Source organism: Nonomuraea sp. NPDC003709 (assembly GCF_040610775.1).
GTDB lineage: Bacteria > Actinomycetota > Actinomycetes > Streptosporangiales > Streptosporangiaceae > Nonomuraea > Nonomuraea angiospora_A.
In genome coordinates this window covers 195660-215734 of record NZ_JBEXMW010000008.1, presented here as the reverse complement: position 1 = coordinate 215734, position 20075 = coordinate 195660, and the positions used below count along the sequence as shown (strand labels likewise).

The following is a 20075-nucleotide window of genomic DNA, read 5'->3' as shown; positions in this document are numbered from 1 at the left end:
GGGGCTCCTCTACTTGAGGCCGGTGGTGGCGATGCCCTGGATGAAGAAGCGCTGCAGGAAGACGAACAGGAACAGGATCGGCGCGATCACCACGACCGACCCGGCGACCAGCAGGTTGTAGTGGGTGGCCTCGTGCCCGTTCAGGATGTTGAGCGCGACCGGGAGGGTGTACATGTTCTCGCTCTGCGCGACCACGGCCGGCCACAGGAAGTTGTTCCACGAGCCGAGGAACGTGATCAGCCCCAGCGTGGCCAGCGGCGGCCCGCACAGCGGCAGGATGATCGTGAAGAAGATCCGGAACTCCCCCGCGCCGTCCACCCTGGCCGCGTGGATCAGCTCGTCCGGCAGGTCGGCGATGAACTGCCGCATCATGAACACGCCGAGCGGCGTCACCACGGTCGGCAGGATGATCCCGATGAACGTGTTGACCATGCCGAGCTTCGCGATCAGCACGAACTGCGGCACCATGAGCACGATCGCCGGGATCGCGAGCTGCACCAGCACCAGGCCGAAGGCGAGGTTCTTGCCGCGGAAGGACAGCTTGGCGAAGGCGTACCCGACCATGGAGCAGAACAGCAGGTTGGTGGCGACCAGCGCGAGCGCGATGAGCATGCTGTTGGCGAAGGCGTTGCCGATGTTCACCCGCTGGAACAGCTCCGCGAAGTTGTCCAGCGTGAACGTCTCGGGCCAGAACGTCGGCGGGTCGCGCCTGATCTCCCGCTCCGGCTTGACCGCGCTGAGCGCCGTCCACAGGAACGGCCCGGCGACCAGCGCCAGCCCCAGGCTCAGCCCCAGGTAGACGACCGCGCGCTGGCGGCGGGTCCGGCTCATCTGCGCCTCCCCAGCCTCAGTTGCAGTACGGCCAGCGCCACGATCACCACGAACAGCACGGACGAGGCGGCCCCCGCGTAGCCGTAGTTGCCGACCCCGAACTGGCCGAAGATGGCCAGCGAGGCCGACAGCGTGGAGTCGAGCGGGCCTCCCCTGGTCATGACCAGCGGCTCCTCCAGGAACTGCATGAAGCCGACCGAGCTGTAGACGGTGCAGAACAGCAGCACCGGCCGCAGCGAGGGCACGGTCACCGCGCGGAAGCGGGCCCAGCGCCCGGCGCCGTCCACCTCGGCGGCCTCGTACAGCTCCCTCGGGATGCTCTGCAGCGCGGCCAGCAGCACGACCATGTTGAAGCCGAAGCTGCGCCAGGCCGTCATCACGATGATCGACGGCAGGGCGGTGGACGTGCTCTGCAGCCAGTTGGGGCCCTGGACGCCCACCAGCTCCAGCAGCCGGTTGACCAGCCCGGCCTCCGGCTCCAGCAGGAACTTCCAGGCCACGGCGATGCCGATGATGCTGGTGATGTTCGGCAGGTAGTAGCCGAGCCGGAAGAACGCGGCCGGCAGCCGGGCGATCCCCGAGTTGAGCAGCACGGCCGCGGCCAGCCCGAGCCCGATGGTCAGCGGCAGCGCGGTGGACACGAAGACCACGGTGTTGAGCGCCGCCTTGCGCATGGCGCCGTCGTTCATGAGCCGCAGGTAGTTGTCGACCCCGACCACGTTGACGGCGAGCGGGTCGCTCACGTCGGTGCTGCGCATGTCGGTGAAGCTCATGCCGATGCCGACCAGCAGCGGGCCCAGGTAGAAGACGACGAACAGCACCACGAACGGCAGGATGAAGATCCAGCCGATGCCGGCCTGGCGTAACGTGCCCCTGAGCCTGATCGGCGCCACCCGGCGGGCGGGAACCGCCACGCTCATGGGCCCTCCCTCCTGTTCACAGACCGGTGCCGATGGTGTCGGCCTGCGACTGGATCGCCTTGAGCGTCTGCTCGGGCGTCTGCGCGCCCCGGGCCAGCTTCTCCAGCTCGGTCTCCAGCACCCTGGCCACCTGCTCCCACGTCGGGAACGGCGGCGGCGTCTTGGCGTCCTTGAGCTGCTCGCCGAAGACCGCGAGCTGCTTGTCGGCGGTCAGCTCCGGCTCCTGCCAGGCCGCCGTGACCGCGGGCAGCGACTTCACCGTCGTGTACCACTTGGCCTGGACCTTCGGCTCGCTCAGCCACTGGATGAACTTCCAGGCCGCGTCGCGGTTCTTGGCCTTCTTGAAGACCACCATGTCGGACCCGCCGAGGAAGCTGGTCGCCGAGACCGGCCCCTTGGGGTAGGGCGCGACGTCGAACTTGTCCTTGAAGCCGGGGCCGCCGTCGTTGTTCACAACGCCGACCATCCACGGGCCGGAGAAGAAGCCGCCGACCTCCCCCTTGATGAAGCTCTGCGGGAAGGCGCCCTCCGGGGTGTTGTTGGGGGCGAGCTTCTGGGTGAACAGCGACGCGTACTGCTTGAGCGCCGTGAGCGCCTCGGGGGTGTCGAACGTGTACTTGCCGTCCTTGACGATCTCGCCGCCCGCCTGCCAGATGAGCGGCAGCGCCTCCTGCCAGGAGGCGCCCTGCGTGTAACTCTGGTTGAAGCCGTTCTTGGCGCCGCCCTTCTCCTTGAGCGCCTTGGCGAACGCGGTGAACTCCTCCCACGTCTTCGGCGGCTCGACGCCGGCCTTCTTCGCCTGGTCGGTGCGGTAGTAGAGGACGCGGGTCTCGACGTACCACGGCACCCCGTACGCCGTGCCGTTGACGTCGACCGTCTGCCAGGCGCCGGGGAAGAACACGGACTTGTCGACCAGGTTGCCGGGGGTCGGCTCCAGCGCGCCGGTCTTGGCCAGCTCGCCCGACCAGGTGGAGCCGACCATGCTCACGTCCGGCGTGGCGCTGCCCGCGATGGCCGCGGTGATCTTGTCGTGCGCCACGTCCCAGCCGATGGCCGTGACGTTGACCTTCACGCCCGGGTTGGCGGCCTCGAAGTCCTTGACGAACGCGCCGAGCGCCTTGCCCTCCTCGCCCATCGCCCAGACCGTGACCTCCCCCGTGATCTTGCCGGTCGTGACGTTCTGTGCCTGCTCAGGAGTTCTGTCTGCGCTGCGGCCGCAGCCGGCCGCCAGGATCGCGAGGGCCAGCACGCCTCCCGCGGCGCGCCGGGTGGTGGTGTTCACGGACTACCTCCTGGGGGTTGGTCACCGCGGCCGGAACGGATCTCCGGCTCGGCGGTCAGGGCTCGGTGACGCGGGGTGGTCGCCGCAGCTGGAGCGGACCACCAGCTCGGTGGGCAGGCTCTGGTGGCGGGGCAGGTCGCGGGCGCGGGTGATCAGCTCATCGAGCGCGCGGGCGGCGCGGGCGCCGAGCTCGCGCATGGGCTGGCGTACGGTGGTCAGCGCCGGGCGGGCGTGGCGGGCGGCCATGATGTCGTCCCAGCCGGTCACGGCCAGGTCGCCGGGCACGCTCAGGCCCAGCTCCTCGGCGGCCAGCAGCGCGCCCAGCGCCACCTCGTCGTCGGAGCAGATGATCGCCTCGGGCCGGCCCTTGCCTTTGAGCAGGTCCCTGGCGGCCTCGAAGCCGCACTCGACGGTGTAGTGGCGCGTGTCCACGGCCTCGATCGCGCCGCCGAGCACCGCCCGCACGCCCTGCCAGCGCTCGTCCACGTCGTCCTGGCTGGCCATGGGCGCACCGAGGAAGGCGAAGCGCTCGTAGCCGTGCCCGGCCAGGTGGGCGGCCAGCTCTCCCGCCGAGGCCCGGTTCTCGCTGCGCAGCGTGTCGGCGCCGGTCAGGGGGTCGCGCGAGATGAACACCAGCCGCATGCCGAGCCGCACCAGCTCGGCGACCAGCGGCTCGGGGACGGTGTGACCGAAGATCAGCATGCCGTCGACCCGCCCGGCGAGGTCCTTGACCAGGTCGTTGACCCGCGTACGCCCCTTGGTGGACAGGATGACGACGGAGCGCCCCAGCTCGGAGGCGACCTCCTCGTAGCCGAGCAGGACCTCGGTGTAGTAAGGGCCCGCGAGGTCGGGGAAGACGATGCCGTTGGCGGCGTGGCGGCCCTCGGCCAGGCTCACCCCGAGGCGGCTGGGCGTGAAGTTGAGCTCCTCGACCGCCTTGAGCACCTTCTCGCGCGTCCTGGCCGCGACCGGGCCGGTGCCGCGCAGCGCCCGGGACACGGTCGCGATCGACACGCCGGCCCGCTGGGCCACCTCGTAGATGGTCACGTCCATCGAGCGTCTCCCTGTTGTGTAAGCGCTTCCACTTTGGACTGTAAGCGCTTACACACATGCATCCTGCCAGGGTTGTTAACTTCTCGTACAGACCCCGGCGAGTAACGGTGAGGTCACGCCCTCGATGGGTAGTTGTGGATCATGCTCTACGGCAAGGAACACGTCCAGCGTTATCAGGAGACCAACGGCGAGGAGGGACACGACTGGAACAACACGACAGTCCTCCTCCTCACCACGAAGGGCCGCAAGTCCGGCCGCTCCTACACGACGCCGCTCATCTACCAGAAGCACGGCGACGACTACGTGGTCGTCGCGTCCAAGGGCGGGGATCCCGACCACCCCGAGTGGTACAAGAACATCCTGGCCAACCCTGAGGTGGAGGTGCAGGTCAAGGGCGACAAGTTCACGGCCCGAGCCCGTACGGCCTCGAAGGAGGAGAAGCCGGAGCTCTGGAAGCTGATGGCCCGCACCTGGCCGGACTACGACGAATACCAGAAGAAGACCGACCGCGATATCCCGGTCGTCGTGCTCGAACGCGTCAAGTGACGCGGGCCCCGCCGCGCCCGGTCAGGGCGCGACGGGGCTCCCATCACGTCACCTGAGCTGGTAGGCCCTGATGACGGTCTCGGTGAAGCCGTTGCCGCCGGTGTCGGCGGCGTTGACGCGCAGCGAGGCGAACCCGCCGCGCGCGCTGACCGGGTGCCACGTCTGCGCGGCCCACGTGCCGTTGCCCGCCGGGTGCACGAGCGTGGGCAGCCAGGTGCGGCCGTCGTCGTAGGAGATGTCCACCGTGAGCTTGCGCAGCGGCAGGTCGGGCGAGCCGTCCTGGCGCTGGACGCTCAGCGGGATGCTCATGAGACCCACCGCCGCCCGGTTGCGGTCGTCCAGCTCAGGGGCGATCTTGACGGTCAGCAGCGGCAGCACCTGGCGCTTGCCCGGCTCGGCCGACTTCGACCTGAACTTCCACTCGGCGCTGACCCGGGTGGAGACCTTGGTCTGCTTCGCCTCGCGGTCGGCGGTCATGGTCAGGCGGTATTCGCTCGCCTTCGTCTCGGCGGGCACGTCGACCGAGCCCGGCAGGTAGTCGGCGGCGTAGATCTCCTTGCCGTCGCGGTAGACCTTGGCCTGCGGGGCGATGTAGTCGCCGTAGGAGACGCGGTCCGGCGTGCTGTCCTCGAACAGCCCGGCCGAGAACTGCATCAGGTTCTCGTCGCGCCAGTTGTAGTCGCCGTCGGGGTTGAGCGCGGCCGCGAAGACCCCGGCGTTCCAGCGGTCGGTGGTCTTCGTGCCGGCCCGGTAGGAGGTGATGTCGCCGAAGAAGAACTGGTCGACGTCGTCCCAGCCGTCCGGCGGCGTCTGATACTGGATGAAGGACGGGTACCAGCCGGTGTCGGCGGGCGTGTAGTACTCGGTCCTGCGGAACGGCAGCGAGAAGCGCGACACCTGGCCGTACGGCATCCAGGCCAGCTCCTTGCCGTACAGCACCGGCAGGGCGAAGCGCTCGCCGAACTTGGCGTCGTGCTGCGTGGCGTACGTGGAGGTGACCTCGGCGAGGTCACGGCGGCGCGGCTGGTAGCCGGGGTCGGCGGGGATGCGCGGCTCGGCCTTCATCAGGTGGTAGAAGTACGGGCTGTCGTCATAGCTGCTGTCGGCCTTGGGCTTGGCCCACTGCGTCCACCGGTAGAAGGCGAAGTTCTTGCTCACGGTGCGGGCCGTCGGGATGGCCTTGATGCCCTCGACGCGCTCCGCGCCCCACATGCCGGCCAGGTCGACGTCCACGCCCATGGCCTGCACGCCCTCGGCGAGCTGGAGCATGCCGAGCATGCCGACGGCCAGCCGCGCGGTGGGCTCCTCCGTACGGACGGTCACCGGACGGGCCTTGCGGGCCTCGGCGGCGACGGTGCGGTCGGCGTCGAGCGTGAACTCCGGGTCGGCGGCCATCACCAAGGTGCCGTCGCTGTCCATCATGAGGGTGACGACGGTGTAGCGGTGGCCCTTCTGGAGCCTGAGGTCCAGCGTGCCGCCGGCGATGTCGTAGTTGACCTGTTCCTTGGCCTCGAGGTCGATCACGCCGGCGAACGCGGCCTGCGCGGGCCGCCCGTCCGTGCCGGTGAAGGTCAGCTTGAGCGAGCGCTTCTCCGGCTCGACCCGCATGCCGATGCCGGTGCGGACGGTGACGTCGGCGTTCCTGGCGATGACCGTTCCGCTGAACGTGCCGATCGGGCCCGGCTGAGCGGTCACCTTGACCTGGGCGGTGCCGTGCGCGGGCACCTCCACGGCCGGGGCGCCGAGCTTGAACGGCGTCACCGTCGCGCCCTCGCCGTCCTTGGCGATCACGCTGAGGTCCAGCCGGACGGCGGCGTCGCCGTCGTTGCGGTAGGTGAGCGTCTGCTCCCTGGGCGCGGGGCTGGGCAGCTCGATCTCGCCCAGGTTCAGGGCGGCGGGCTCGGCGGTGATCTGCTGGGTGACGGCGCGGGCGACGTCCACGCGGCCGGAGCCCTGGACGTAGGCGCCCAGCTCGTCACCGGGCGCGGTGGAGGCCATGAGCGCCGACTTGATCCGGTCGGCCTTCCAGTCGGGGTGCTGCCCGGCGACGATCGCGGCGGCTCCGGCCACGTGCGGGGTGGCCATGGAGGTGCCACTCAGCTCGGTGTACGAGTCGTCGATCGGCGAGCCCAGGCCCGTGCCCGCGGCCCGCGCGGCGACGATCCCCACGCCCGGCGCGATCAGGTCGGGCTTGACCGCGGCGTCGCCCACGCGCGGGCCCGTGCTGCTGAACTGGACGACCGTGTCGTCGTCGCGGTAGGAGGCGCCGACGGAGAGCGCGCGGTCCGCGGTGCTCGGGGAGCCGACCGTCTGGGGGCCGTCGTTGCCCGAGGCGATGACGAACAGCGTGCCGTACTTCTCCGACAGGCTGTTGACGGCCTGCTCCACGGGGTCCACGCCGATGGAGTCGGGCTCGCCGAGGCTGAGGTTGGCGACGCGGGCGCCGTTCTCGGCCGCCCAGGTCATGGCCTCGATGATGGCCGAGTCGGGGCAGAAGCCGCTCTGCACGCAGACCTTGCCGATCAGCAGCTTGGCGCCGGGGGCGACGCCCTTGTACCTGCCGCCCGAGGCGGCGCCGGAGCCGGCGATGGTGGCGGCGACGTGGGTGCCGTGGCCGTTGAGGTCGCGGACGTCGGGCTCGTCGGTGAAGTTCTGGGTCTTGGTGACCAGGCCCTGGAGGTCGGGGTGGCCGGGGTCGTACCCGGAGTCGAGGACCGCGACGGGCACGTCCTTGCCGGTGTGGCCGGCCGCCCAGGCCTGGGGCGCGCCGATGTGCGGGACGCTGACGTCGAGGGAGAGCTTGGCCTTGCCGTCCAGCCAGATCTTCTCGGGCGCGGCCGCGGCCGTCCTGGCCTGCCCGGTCAGGGACTTCCACAGCGTGCCCGCGCCGGTGCGGGGCTCGCTCTGCGCGACGCCGTTGATCGCGGGCAGCGGGCGCCCGCCCGCGGCGCGCAGCGTGGCGACGCCGGCCTGGTCCGGGTACGTCGTGATCAGCGGGAGCGCCGGGCTGGCGGCGTCGTCGTAGCCGAGCGCGGCGAGCCGGGTGACGTTGAACAGCCGGGGGTCGAGGCGGCCGGCGGCCAGAAGGGGCATCGCGTCCGTGGGGACGATGCTGAGCCCGTCCTTGCCCCGACGGTGCACGAACGTGACCTTCTCCCTGCCGGGGCCGGGCTTGACGTCGAGCTGGGTCTGCTTGTCGGGGAGCTCGCGGAGGGTGACCTTGTCGCCGGTGATGAGGGTGATCGTCTTGGGCGGTCCGGACGGCTTGTCCGGCTGGGCGGTCGCCTTGGCGGAGGGGGCGGGGGCGGGGGCCGCCTGGGCCGGCGTGGCGGCGGCGATCAGGGCCGTTACCACGACGCCCAGAAGGGCGGTTCTCTGAAGCACACCCCGATTTCTAATTGTCAGTGAAATTTGCTGACAAGGTGGTTGATGTGGCCTATTGCGGCAACTGCCGGAATTGGCCAAGATCGTGGGCATGCTTGAGGAGGGGCGGGCGCTGGAGGTCGTGGGCATCAGCGCCTTCGACGAGCGGGTCTACCGCGGGGTGCTGGCCAGTCCCGGCATCACCGTGCAGGAGCTGGTCAGGCGCAGCGGCGAGAGCGCGGGGCGCATCCAGTCGTCCCTGAGCCGGCTGCGCGCCAAGGGGATGGTCAGCCGCCTGTGGGGCCGCTCGCCCCGCTGGACGGCGACGAACCCGGGCGCCGCGATCCGCTCGCTGGTGCGCGGCATGCAGGGCGAGCTCGACCGGCTCACCGACACCGCCGACGAGCTGGAGGCCGCCTTCCGCACGGTCGGCCAGGGCACGGGCGAGGGCGGTCAGCTGGAGGTCCTGGCCGGGCCCGAGGCGCAGGCCCGGTGGTACGTACGGTTGCAGCAGGAGGCCAAGGAGGAGGTGCTGACCTTCGACCGGCCGCCGTACGTGCTGGACTACCACAACCCGCTCCAGACCGGCCTGCTCCGCAGCGGCGTCCGCTACCGGACCATCTACGTGCCGGAGGCCTTCGACCACACGGGGGCGCTCGACGAGGTGGGCAGCCTCATCAAGGCGGGCGAGGAGGCGCGGGTCCTGCCGGAGCTGCCGTTCAAGATGGCGATCGTCGACCGGTGGCGGGCGGTCATGCCTCTGCAGATGGACCCGCCGTTGACGCGCGGCGTGCTGATCACGGGGTCCACCATGGTGATGGCGTTGGTGGAGCTGTTCGAGCGGATGTGGCGGGAGGCGCTTCCGGTACGGCCGGAGCTGTGGCAGGAGCTCGGTGATTCGCGGCCGGAGACGACCGATCCCGGATCACCGGTCGCCGACCTCGACCCTGAGGCCGGACCGCTCAGCCCTGCGGAGGGAACGCTCGGTCCTGCACAGGGGGCGCTCGGCCGTACTGCGGGTGCGCCCGGCCCTGCCGCGGGGACGCTCAGTCCTGCGGCCGGTGCCCTCAGCCCTGCGGCCGGTGCGCTCAGCCTGGAGGACCGCAGGCTCCTGGCGCTGCTCGCGGCCGGGCTCAAGGACGACGCCATCGCCCGCCAGCTCGGCACCAGCCCCCGCACCCTCCGCCGTCGGCTGCGTCACCTCCTGGACGAGCTCAACGCGGAGACCCGCTTCCAAGCCGGCGCCCAGGCCAGCCGCCGCGGCCTGGTGTGACATCCTCTACCACCGTGGCGGGACCGCCCCGTGAGAACCCTCGTGGGGCCTCAGGGCCGCAGGGTCGCGTAAAGATCCATGGTGCGGTGGGCGATGCGTTCCCAGGAGAAGTGCTCGACGGCCCTGGCCCGCCCCGCCACCCCGAGCGCCTTGGCCCGCGCCGGGTCCCGCAGCAGCGCGTTGACGCGCTCGGCCAGGTCGGCGGCGAACCGGTCGGGATCGTACGGCGTGCCGTCAGGCCCCTGGGAGATCGGGACGAGCAGGCCCGTCTCCCCGTCGGCCACCACCTCGGGGATGCCGCCGGTGGCCGTCGCCACCACGGCCGTCTCGCAGGCCATCGCCTCCAGGTTCACGATCCCCATGGGCTCGTACACCGACGGGCACACGAACACCGTCGAGTGCGTCAGCAGCTGGATGACCTCGGGCTTGGGCAGCATCTCCTGGATCCAGAACACCCCGTCCCGGTCGAGGCCGCGTACCAGCTCGGTGACCTCCGCCGCGATCTCCGGCGTGTCCGGCGCGCCCGCGCACAGCACGAGCTGGGCGTCCCGGTCGAAGGCCCGCGCCGCGCGCAGGAGGTGGACCAGGCCCTTCTGCCGGGTGATGCGGCCCACGAAGACGACGTACGGGCGGTGCGGGTCCACCCCGTGCTTCTCCAGCACGTCGAGGTCTCGGTCGGGGGCGTACTCGACGGTGTCGATGCCGTTGTGGATGACGCTGACCCTGTCCGGCGGGATCTCGGGGTAGGCCGACAGTACGTCGCGGCGCATCCCCTCCGACACCGCGATGACCGCGTCCGCGCTCGCCAGGGCGGTGCGCTCGGCCCACGACGAGATCGTGTAGCCGCCGCCGAGCTGCTCGGCCTTCCACGGCCGCAGCGGCTCCAGGCTGTGCGTGGTGATCACGTGCGGGATGCCGTGCAGCATCTTCGCGACATGCCCGGCGAAGTTGGCGTACCAGGTGTGCGAGTGGACGACGTCCGCGCCCTCGCACGCGGCGGCCATCTCCAGGTCCACGCCGAGCACCTGCAGCGCCGCGTTGGCGGCCGCCAGCCCCTCGGGCACCCGGTAGGCCGAGACGCCGGGCTCGGTGCGGTCGGCTCCGAAGCAGCGCACGCGTACGTCGGCCAGCTTCCGCAGCTCCCTGGCCAGGTATTCCATGTGCACCCCGGCCCCGCCGTACACCTCGGGCGGGTACTCCCGGCTGAGCAGATCAACACGCATGAGACGACCTTATGGTGGGCCGCGGCCGGCGGGCCACCACAAGCAGCGAGTTTCGCGCCAGAGGTCAACCTGAGCGGCTCGACGATCTCCCGACGTCCATTGCGCAACAAATCTGGACACGAAGGGAGGTCTCCATGCCGGGATTCGTCGATAGATCGGCCATTTGAGGGTAGCGTCCTGGGCATGAGGTCCCGGAGGGTGCTTGCGGTTGTGCTGGCAGGTGGAGAGGGCAAGAGGCTCATGCCGCTCACGGCGGATCGGGCGAAACCGGCGGTGCCGTTCGGGGGGATATACAGGCTCGTCGATTTCGTCCTGTCCAACCTGGCGAACGGCGGCTTCTTGAAGATCGTCGTACTGACCCAGTACAAGAACCACAGTCTTGACCGGCACGTCTCGCGCACCTGGCGGCTGTCGGCGATGCTCGGCAACTACGTGACGCCCGTGCCCGCGCAGCAGCGGCTCGGCCCGCGGTGGTTCTCGGGGTCCGCGGACGCGCTGTTCCAGAACCTGAACCTGATCTATGACGAGATGCCCGAGCACGTGATCGTGTTCGGGGCGGACCACATCTACCGGATGGATCCGCGTCAGATGGTCGAGCAGCACGAGGACTCGGGCGCCGACGTGACGGTGGCGGCGATCAGGCAGCCGCTGTCGCTGGCCGACCAGTTCGGCGTGATCGAGACCGATCCGCAGGGGCGCAGGATCGTGGCGTTCAGGGAGAAGCCGAAGGACGCGGTGGGGCTGGCGGACTCCCCCGACGAGGTGTACGCGTCGATGGGCAACTACGTGTTCAAGACCCAGTCGATGATCGACGCGCTGCGGGAGGACGCGCTCGACCCGACCAGCAAGCACGACCTGGGCGGCAACATCATCCCGATGCTCGTCAAGTCGGGCGGGGCCGACGTCTACGACTTCAAGAACAACATCGTGCCGGGCTCCAGCGAGCGCGACCGCGGCTACTGGCGCGACGTGGGGACGCTCGACGCGTACTACGAGGCCCACATGGACCTCATCTCGGCGCACCCCGTCTTCAATCTCTACAACGACAAGTGGCCGATCTTCACCGGCCACGATCCGCTGCCCCCGGCCAAGTTCGTGCACAACGACGGTGATCGGGTGGGGCGGGCCATCGACTCGCTGGTGTCGCCCGGCGTGATCGTCTCCGGCGGCACGGCGATCCGGTCCATTCTGTCGCCCAAGGTCGTGCTCCACTCGCACGCGCTGGTGGAGGACTCCGTACTGATGGAGAACGTCAAGGTCGGCCGGGGCGCCGTCATCCGCAAGGCGATCATCGACAAGAACGTCGTGATCCCCGACGGCGCCAGGATCGGCTTCGACCTCGACTACGACCGCACCCGGTTCGCCCTGACCAGGGGAGGGGTTGTGGTGATCGGCAAGAACGAGATCGTCGACCGCTGACCACCCGGCCCACACCCGAGCCACCCCACGCACACCACCCGGCCGGCAGCCTGCGCCAACCTGCAGCCTGCGCCGACCGGCCGGTCACGCACGCCCAAGCAGCCCACAGCCCAAGCAGCCTGCGACCCGACCCGCAGTCTCAGCCGGCCCGCGGCCCGACCCGACCCGACCCGCAGTCTCAGCCGGCCCGCGGCCCGACCCGACCCACGGGCCGAGCAGCCGGCCCACGCACGCCCATCCAGCCCGTCGCCTGACCACCTGAGCGCCCACCCAGCCCGCAGCCTTGGCAGTCGCCCACCTAACCGGCCCGCAGTCTGAGCAACCGGTCCACGTACGTCCTGGCGTGCTCGGGTCCGATCGGCCGGTTGAAGAAGATCGCGTGGTAGTAGATCGGGGCGAGCACCACCTCCATGAGCTCCAGCAGCCCAGGCGGATCTTCGCCACGCTCCCGCGCCCGCGTCAGCATGACCTCGAGCTGCACGGCCCGCTCAGCCATGAACGTCTGGTAGTCCTCGCTGCGCGTGCTGACCTGGGCCGCCCGCACGTACAGGTGGCCCAGCGGACCGGCCACATCGGCCGCCGCCTGCATCGCGTACGCCTCCAGGTCGCCGCGCAGCGAGCCCGTGTCGGGCACCGGCGAGCCCTTCGCGAGCTGCTCGGTCACCGCGTCGTCGACCAGCGCGGGCAGCGTCCCCCAGCGGCGGTAGATCGTCGCCTGGTGAACACCTGATCGCTCGGCCACGCGGGCGATGCTCAGCGTGTCCCAGTCCTCCTCACGCAACAGGTCGATGACCGCGTCATGGACGGCCGCGCGGACCTTCGCGGTGCGGCCACCAGGCCGTCGTGCGGGTTGCATGCACCCACCTTAACGCGAGACCTCTTGCATTAGGACTTCCACCGTGTTTACCTTGAAGCGAAATTCTTCGCGTTAAGGGGGCGAGCGGACACATCCGCCGGCGCTCCGACGAAAGGAGCCGCACGTGAACCGTTCTCTGATCAAGGTCGCCCTGTGGGACGTCCTGCCGCCGGTCGCCGCGTACTACGCCTTACGCGCCCTCGGCGTGAACGAGCACCTCGCCCTGCTGGGCGCCTCCCTGACCGGCTTCGTGCGCGCCGCCCACGTCGGGATCCGGGAACGCCGACTGGACGGCTTCGCCGCCTTCATGTGCCTGATCTTCGGACTCGGGCTCGCACTCGCCTTCCTCACCGGCGACGAACGCTTCATGCTCGCCGTCAAGTCCGCCACCACCGGCGTGATGGCGGTCGTCCTGGTGGCCACCTGCGCGGCGGGCCACCCGGCGGCGTACGGGATGGCCAAGCGTTTCGGCGCCGACGACGCGGCCACCGCGGCCCGCTGGGACGTGCTCTACGAGGCGGACCCGAAGTTCCGGCGCGTGTACATGGTCATGACGCTGACCTGGGCCGCGGCCCTGGTGACCGAGTCGGTGGTGCGGATCCCGCTGATCTACCTGCTCCCGGTGGACATCATGGCGGGCCTGTCGTCGGCCCTGCTGATCGGCACGCTGACGCTGGTGGCGGCATGGAGCGCCTGGTACGGCCGCCGCGGCGAACAAGCCGCCACAGCCCACCACCAAACCACATAACCTCACCCCCCACCCCGCCCGCACAGAGCCCCCTCCGCCCAGACGCGCCAGGGATCGGAAGATATAGCGCCCGAGTGCACGTCGCCTGCCGCACGGGGCCAGAAGACGTCACATCCGAATACACGGGCAGCAGCACCCTTCCCACAGCCACAGAAACGTCGAAGGGCATAGCACCTGACTGCACACACAGAGGGGCGGAAGGCTGCACTTCACTCAGCGCGCAGAGGGCGGAAGACGTCACGTCCGACCGCGCGAGCAGCATTCTTCGCCTGGCCGCACAGGCGTCGGAGGAAACGGCATCTGAATGCATTTGCTCAAACCGTACAAGGGCTGGAAGGCGCCACATCCGGCAGCGCGAGCAGCGCCCTTTGCCTGGCCGTGCAGGGGGGAGGGTTGCCGCGTCCGACTGCGCGAGCAGGGGCGCGGACAAGTGAGAGGAGGGGCGCACATTCCCATCAAGCGCTGAGTGCGAATATCTGGCACCCGGCTGCGGAGATCGGTTCACAGGGGTGGGGATGTGCGGCGGGGTGGGGTCCCGGGGCGCGCCGCGACGCGTCCCCGAGAGCCCGAATCAAACTGTCCGTCAGTAGCGAGCGCCCCAAGGCCAGTAGTAGCCCCAGTCACCGTTCCAAGGCCACCAACCGTGGGCGTTGTCCCACTTGTAGGGCCAACCCCAGTGGTGGTGGTGCTTGTGGTCGTCGTCGTTGTCGTCGTGCCTCTTGCCGTGCTTCTTCTCGTTCCGGTCGTCGTCGTAGGAGTCGTAAGACTTCTCGTCGTCGTCGGATTCGTACTTCTCGTCGTCGTAAGAGTCGTACTTCTTCTCGTTGTCGTAGGAGTCGTACTTCTCGTCGTCGTAGTCGTTCTTCTTCTTCTCGAACCCGTCGTTGCGCTGCTTCTCGTCACGAGAGGATTCGTAGGACTCGTCGTAGTTCTGCTCGTCCTGGTCGTAGTCGTACGACTGCTCGGACTCGTCGGAGTCGTAGGACTTCTCGTCGTGCTTCTTCTTGTCGAACTTCTCGTCGTCGAACTTCTTCTCGTCCCGGTCGTAGGAGTCGTAGTCCTTCTCGTACCGGTCGCTGTCGTACGCCTTCTCGTCCTGGTCGTAGGAGTCGTAATCCTTCTCGTACCGGTCGGTGTCGTACGCGTTCTCGTCGTAATCGGCGTAGTCGAACTTCTTGTCGCGCTTCTTCTGGTCGTCGAACTTCTTCTCGTCCCGGTCGAAGTCGTCCTTCTTCTCGTCGCTCTCGTAGGAGTCATCCTGGCCGTAGGAGTCATCCTGGCCGTAGGAATCGTCCTGCTCGTACGAGTCGAAGTCCTTCTTCTCCCGGTCGTGCGAGTCGAAGTCCTTCTCGTCCCGGTCGAACTTCTCGTCCCGATCGAACTTCTCGTCCCGATCGAACTTCTCGTCCCGATCGAACTTCTCGTCCCGATCGTGATCGAAGTCCTTCTCGTCCCGATCGAACTTCTCGTGATCGAAGTCCTTCTCGTCCCGGTCGAACTTCTCCTGGTCGTGCGAGTCGAAGTCCTTCTCGTCCCGGTCGAAGTCGTGCTGCTTCTCGTCGTCCTTTTGCTTACGGAACGAACCGTCGTGCTTGTCACAGGCGTCTGCATTGCGACGACCGGCGTACACGCCGGTCTTGTCGATCTTCAGCGTGCTCCAGGCATCGGATACGCAAAGGTCGCCCTGAGCGGCACTGGCCGGGCCGGCCAGCCCGACAAGCGCGGCAGCGACGATCAACGCACCACCGGCTCCGGCTGCTATGAAGTTACCTTTCATGATCTCCCCCCGTTATCACGTGGTGACTTTGTCACTCTAAGTAGTTATCACCGTAACGCGGCGTAACGGCACGCCCGGAACCTCTCGTCACTTTGTCGACGTCCTCAACCAAGATCGCTCGGGTATGTCCTCAGCTGACGACACATGCGGCCAGTTGAGCGGTGATGTCGATCTTGGGAAGATCGTTCCCAAAGGCGATAGCTTTTGGTTATGGCCCCAGGTCTTGGACCTGCGGGGCTTGGGCACCACATCATCGCCACCATGACGACGCGACTTCGGCGCGGGCGGTGGACGGTGGCGACGTCACTCGCCGCCTGCGCACTACTGGCAAGCGCCTGCGGGACCACCCCCGCCACCACTCCCAGCACCTGCCTCACGGCCGACCTCGCCGCCAGCCCCGCCACCGGCCGATCCACATCGCAGAGCCCCGCCGCCGAGGAGTCCATATCGCCGGGCTCCGCTACCTGCCCCGCAAGCGGCTCGGAGGCTGACCCCGACAACGGCGACGCCGGAAGCCCTTCCAGCGGTCGGGGCGCGTTGCCGAGCGCTGCCGCCGGCGGGCATGCGGGGGTGGCGCGGGAGGTGCGGGCCTACGTGGACGCCGTGAACGCTCGTGATCTGGACGCCCTGGTCGGCGCTTTCGCCTCGGACGGCGTGGTCGTCGACGTCACCCGTCCCATCCGCGGGCACGACGCCATCCGCGAGTGGGCGCGGGCCGAGGTGATCGGCGGCACCCTGAAGGTGGTCTCCATCGCCGAGCGGCGGTCGAACGGGCAGAAGCTCCTGGTCCACTGGGCCCCCGCGGGATCCGGCGGGTGGCGGGCACACTACGACTTCACGGTCTCCGACGGACGCATCGTCCGGGCCGATCTGCAGTACGCCTGACCGCAAGCCCCGGGGTTCAAAGCAGACCCCAGGGCTCATGGCTCAGGGCTTCGAGGCCAGGGCTTAGGGGCCAGGAACCAGGGCTTGTGGGTCAGGGGTCCAGCGACCGGTAACCCCACGACCCCAATGGCCCCGTGGTTCGGCATTCCGCATTCTGTATGCATTTGGGTCTTGTAGACGACCAAGTCGAGGATCACCCTGGCGGCAGGAGGCAGTGAGATGTCGCACCCACTCGGAGTAAGCCGACCGGATCTCGAAGTCACCGACCTGCCCACGCCGGAAGAGGTCTTCAAGGTCTCCAAGATCGGCACCAAGGAACTGTTCAAGTACGCCATAGGCCCGAGCCTGATCGCGCTCGGCATCTCCATCGGCAGCGGTGAGTGGCTGCTCGGCCCCCTGAACGTGGGCCAGTACGGATTCGTCGGCGTCGGCTGGGTCATCGTCGTGTCGGCGCTGCTGCAGACCTTCTACAACGTCGAGTGCTCGCGGTACGTCCTCGCCACCGGCGAGACGCCGGTGGTCGGCTGGGGGCGGGTGCCGCCGGGGTGGCCGCTCTGGGTGCCGCTGTCCGTGCTCATCGTGATCTTCGCGTTCATCGCGGGCGGATGGGCCGCGTCGGCGGGTCAGGGTGTGTATGCGCTGGTCCACGGCGTCCCACCCGCGGTCGATGACCTCGAGCCGCGCTGGTGGGCCATCGGCCTGCTGGTGCTGGTGTTCCTGATCACCGCGGGGGCCAAGCGCGTCAGCCGCGCGCTCGAGCTGGCGAACTGGCTGATGGTCGGCACCATCCTCCTCGCCCTCCTGGCCGTCGACCTGCTCGTGGTGCCGTTCAGCCAGTGGTGGGAGGGCATCCGGGGCTTCCTCACCCCGGCCGCCCCGCCCGCCGGGATCACGGCGACGCAGCTCGGCGCCCTGGCCGGGTTCACCGCGCTCGCCTCGGGCCTGAACTGGTACGTCATGGGCCACTACCGCGACAAGGGCTACGGCATGGGCTACCGCGTCGGCTACATCTCCGGCCTGCGCGGCGAGCGGCGCGAGATCCTGGCCAGCGGCGTGACGTTCCCCGACGACGAGCTCAACCGGGGGCTGTGGCGCAGGTGGTACCGGCTGCTGCTGACCGACATGTGGGGCGTGTTCTTCGTCGGAGCCATCCTCGGCATGCTGTTACCCACGATCCTCATGGCGCAGGCCGTCACGATGGCCGGGGAGAAGCCCACCCGGGCGAACGTGCCGACGTTCGTGGCCAGCGCGCTCGGCGACCGGTACGGGCCGGTGAGCTTCTACGCCGCGCTCGTGATCGGCGTGCTGATCCTCTTCTCCACCCAGCTCGGCATCTTCGAGGCGATGGTACGGGTGACGACCGACGCGGCGAACGCCACCAGCCCGCGCCTGCGCGCCCTGATCGCGGGGGACCCGCGCCGGTTCTACTACCCGTTCATGATCCTGCTGCTGGTCCTCATCTCGATCATCATCTTCCAGTCGCTGCCGGTCGGCCTGGTGGAGTGGTCGGCCAACATGTCGAACCTGGGCGCGCTGATCTACCCGTTCCTGCTCATGTACCTGAACAGCAAGCTGCCGCGCCCGGCCCGCCCGCGCCCGTGGCACTACGTCATCCTCGTGCTCAACTTCCTGTTCTTCGGCTTCTTCTTCGTGAACTTCATCGCCGACTTCATCGGGGACCCGCTGGTGACGTTCTGACGAGGAAGACGTCGCCGTTGCCCGGCGCGTCGCCGCCCTTCGGGACGCCGTAGGTCAGGCCCGTGATCGCCACCTCGCCCGACGGGGTGGCGGTCGCGTACAGGTTGGGCTCGGCGAAGGCGTCCACGCCGTCGTCCCTGGCGGTGCCGAGCTGGGCCGCGGCGCGCTGGCGGCCCTTGCCGTCCAGGCGCAGCGTCAGAACATCGGCGCTGCCCGCCTGTACGCTCACCCGGCCCCGGGTGTAGCCGGCGACCTCGACCTCGCCGCCCGCGAGCGGGACCACGGCGGCGCCGGCCTCGGCAAGAGGGGTGGCCAGGGTGTGCTGCCAGCGCTGCTTGCCCTGGCTGGTGTAGGCGGCGGTGTACGCGTCCCCGCCGACGCCGCCCGTGGCCACGGCCAGGCCCGTCGTGGTGACGGCCACCGCGTTCAGCCGGTCGCTCGCGGTGCCGCCCGCAGTGGCGGCCCACTTCCTGGTGCCGTCCGTCGTGAACGCGGCCAGCCAGCCGCCGGGCGTGGTCGTGCCCGGTACAGCGGCACCGGCGCCGCCGGTGACGTAGACGTTCGAGGCGTCCGCGGCGACGCCGTAGGCCTTGTCCTCGCCCGCGCCGCCGTACTGGCGGATCCAGGACACCTCGCCGCCAGGAGTGAGACGGGCGAGGATGGCGTCCTTGTCGCCGGCGTTGGCGCCGTCCAGCGCACCCTTGGTGTAGCCCACGACGTACGCGCCGCCGTCAGGCGCTGCGGCCAGGCCGTAGAGGCGGTCGGCCACGCCCGGCACGCCGAACTGCGTGATCCAGCGGACGGCCCCGCCGGCGTCGAGGCTGACCACGAACGCGTCGTCCGTGGTGTTGCCCGCGTGCCGCCCGTCCAGGTCGCCCTTGGTGTAGCCGGCCGCCAGCACGCCGCCGTCCGGCAGGGCCGCCACGCCGTACAACCGCTCGTCGGCCGCGGTGCCGAGCTGCTTGGTCCAGCCGCCGACGCGGGTGAGGACCGCGTTCCCGCCGGCCGCGTATCCGATGGTCAGGGAGCCGTCCGCGTGGGCCGCCACTCCCCCGGCCCAGTCGGGGCCGGCCGTTCCGTACAGCGGGGCGGGCAGGCCGGTCGGCGGCGTGACGCTGAGGCCCGGGCCGAGCTCGGCCATGGCCTGCTCGAAGGCGGGCTCCCACACCGTCCAGTCGTGGCCGCCGTCCAGGACGCGCAGCTGCGCGGAGAGCGCGGGCGAGCGCCGGGCGGCGTTGTAGAGGGCGGCGGACTCGAAGTCCAGGTCGTGGCGGGCGTCGGCGGGGTCCGGGTTGGCGTACTCGTCGTCGCCGACCGCCATGAACAGCCGCACCGGCAGGTCGGGATCCAGCTTCGGCAGCAGCGCCGGGTAGTTGAGCTCCCGGTAGACCTCGTCGGAGAACTTCTCGCCGTCCTTGCCGAACGCCCCGTAGTCGCGGGCGGAGGAGTCGGACGGCGGCAGCGGCGTGTAGACGGCCGGGCTGAGCACGGCGGCGGCGCTGAACAGGTCCTGGTGCGCGAGCGCGAACCGCAGCGCGCCCGCGCCGCCCATCGAGTACCCGCCGACCAGGCGGGCCTCCCTGATGGGCGCCGTACGGTACGTCGCGTCCACGTACGCCACCAGGTCCCTGGTCAGGGCCGTCTCGACCGGCTTTCCCGGCAGGTCGGCGCCGGTGTAGCGCGAGTCGGCGTACCAGCTGCCACGCTCGCTCCAGGGGGCGTCCGGCATGACGGCAATGACGGGCGGGATGCGCCTGGTACGGATCATGTCGTCGAGCAGGGTCTTGACCCGGGTCCACGCCTGCATGGTGTCGCCCCGGCCGTGCAGCAGGTAGAGCACGGGGTGGCGGTCGGTGCCACGGTCGTAGCCGGTGGGCAGGTAGACGTTGAAGGCGATGTTCTCGCCCAGTGCCCGCGACGGGGCGGAGCCGGCGGCCAGCGTGCCGCCCGCCCGTACCTCCGTCTCGCCCGGAGCGGCCAGGAAGGTCAGTGACGCCAGGACGGCGAGCACGGCGAGCCAGCGGGGTTTGCGCATCAACCGCTCCCGTAAACGTTTACAGTACGCACCTTGCGGTGTTTCGGGAGAGTTTCGTGGTGAAGGTGTGGCGGTGTCAACCGCCTACCGGCCGGGCGCGCCGGGCAGCTGCGACGGCAGCTCGACGAGACGCGGGAGCTGCTGGGCGGGCACCTGTCGCTGTACA

General features: G+C 69.5%; 15 protein-coding genes. 6 read left to right on the top strand and 9 right to left on the bottom strand.

The annotated features are described in order from the left end of the window. Positions 1 to 9 precede the first annotated feature (9 nt). Genes ABZX61_RS25330 through ABZX61_RS25315 form a run of 4 tightly spaced genes read right to left on the bottom strand, consistent with a single transcriptional unit; the run spans position 10 to position 4086 of the window. Positions 10 to 831, bottom strand: coding sequence for a carbohydrate ABC transporter permease (locus ABZX61_RS25330; protein WP_355198184.1), 822 nt, complete (start codon positions 829 to 831; stop codon positions 10 to 12). Then, positions 828 to 1751, bottom strand: a complete 924-nt coding sequence (locus ABZX61_RS25325) for a sugar ABC transporter permease (protein ID WP_355198182.1) — start codon at positions 1749 to 1751, stop codon at positions 828 to 830. Before ABZX61_RS25325 ends, ABZX61_RS25330 begins: the two co-directional genes overlap by 4 nt. Positions 1752 to 1767: 16 nt before the next feature. Continuing rightward, positions 1768 to 3033 carry a sugar ABC transporter substrate-binding protein gene (locus ABZX61_RS25320; protein ID WP_355198180.1) on the bottom strand — a complete coding sequence of 422 codons (1266 nt, stop codon included), beginning with the start codon at positions 3031 to 3033 and terminating at the stop codon, positions 1768 to 1770. Between the two features lie 21 nt (positions 3034 to 3054). After that, positions 3055 to 4086, bottom strand: coding sequence for a LacI family DNA-binding transcriptional regulator (locus ABZX61_RS25315; protein WP_355198178.1), 1032 nt, complete (start codon positions 4084 to 4086; stop codon positions 3055 to 3057). 141 nt (positions 4087 to 4227) lie between these two features. On the opposite strand from ABZX61_RS25315, the gene ABZX61_RS25310 reads away from it, so the two are divergent. Next, on the top strand, positions 4228 to 4632 hold the full coding sequence (locus tag ABZX61_RS25310; RefSeq protein ID WP_355198176.1) for a nitroreductase family deazaflavin-dependent oxidoreductase: 405 nt from the start codon (positions 4228 to 4230) through the stop codon (positions 4630 to 4632). A gap of 48 nt (positions 4633 to 4680) precedes the next feature. Here the strand turns inward: ABZX61_RS25310 and ABZX61_RS25305 are convergent, their stop codons facing one another. Further along, positions 4681 to 8016 carry a S8 family serine peptidase gene (locus tag ABZX61_RS25305; protein WP_355198174.1) on the bottom strand — a complete coding sequence of 1112 codons (3336 nt, stop codon included), beginning with the start codon at positions 8014 to 8016 and terminating at the stop codon, positions 4681 to 4683. Between the two features lie 91 nt (positions 8017 to 8107). Between ABZX61_RS25305 and ABZX61_RS25300 the strand changes: the two genes are divergently transcribed. After that, a complete protein-coding gene (locus ABZX61_RS25300; RefSeq protein ID WP_355198172.1) occupies positions 8108 to 9268 on the top strand; it encodes a helix-turn-helix domain-containing protein in 1161 nt (386 codons plus the stop codon). Positions 9269 to 9318: 50 nt separating this feature from the next. Here ABZX61_RS25300 and glgA read toward each other — a convergent pair whose 3' ends face one another. Beyond that, a complete protein-coding gene (glgA, locus tag ABZX61_RS25295) occupies positions 9319 to 10491 on the bottom strand; it encodes a glycogen synthase (protein WP_355198170.1) in 1173 nt (390 codons plus the stop codon). Between the two features lie 183 nt (positions 10492 to 10674). Between glgA and glgC the strand changes: the two genes are divergently transcribed. Next, positions 10675 to 11910 carry a glucose-1-phosphate adenylyltransferase gene (gene glgC / locus ABZX61_RS25290; protein WP_355198168.1) on the top strand — a complete coding sequence of 412 codons (1236 nt, stop codon included), beginning with the start codon at positions 10675 to 10677 and terminating at the stop codon, positions 11908 to 11910. A gap of 298 nt (positions 11911 to 12208) precedes the next feature. On the opposite strand, the gene ABZX61_RS25285 is transcribed toward glgC, so the two are convergent. Further along, positions 12209 to 12766, bottom strand: coding sequence for a TetR/AcrR family transcriptional regulator C-terminal ligand-binding domain-containing protein (locus ABZX61_RS25285; protein WP_355198166.1), 558 nt, complete (start codon positions 12764 to 12766; stop codon positions 12209 to 12211). A 124-nt stretch (positions 12767 to 12890) separates the two neighbouring features. Here ABZX61_RS25285 and ABZX61_RS25280 point away from each other — a divergent pair, with 124 nt between their 5' ends. Next, positions 12891 to 13514, top strand: coding sequence for a VC0807 family protein (locus ABZX61_RS25280; RefSeq protein WP_355198165.1), 624 nt, complete (start codon positions 12891 to 12893; stop codon positions 13512 to 13514). Between the two features lie 583 nt (positions 13515 to 14097). Here ABZX61_RS25280 and ABZX61_RS25275 read toward each other — a convergent pair. Further along, entirely contained in the window at positions 14098 to 15291 is a 1194-nt protein-coding gene (locus ABZX61_RS25275) for a hypothetical protein (protein WP_355198163.1), read from the bottom strand. Between the two features lie 261 nt (positions 15292 to 15552). Between ABZX61_RS25275 and ABZX61_RS25270 the strand changes: the two genes are divergently transcribed. Together ABZX61_RS25270 and ABZX61_RS25265 are read left to right on the top strand one after the other, a co-directional pair. Next, positions 15553 to 16176, top strand: coding sequence for a nuclear transport factor 2 family protein (locus ABZX61_RS25270; protein WP_355198161.1), 624 nt, complete (start codon positions 15553 to 15555; stop codon positions 16174 to 16176). Between the two features lie 219 nt (positions 16177 to 16395). Beyond that, complete coding sequence (locus ABZX61_RS25265) at positions 16396 to 17874, top strand: Nramp family divalent metal transporter (protein WP_355198159.1); 1479 nt, start codon at positions 16396 to 16398, stop codon at positions 17872 to 17874. Here ABZX61_RS25265 and ABZX61_RS25260 read toward each other — a convergent pair. After that, positions 17846 to 19909: an alpha/beta hydrolase-fold protein gene (locus ABZX61_RS25260; protein ID WP_355198157.1), complete on the bottom strand. Its 2064-nt coding sequence runs from the start codon at positions 19907 to 19909 to the stop codon at positions 17846 to 17848. The two genes, ABZX61_RS25265 and ABZX61_RS25260, sit on opposite strands and share 29 nt — an antisense overlap. Positions 19910 to 20075: the final 166 nt, after the last annotated feature.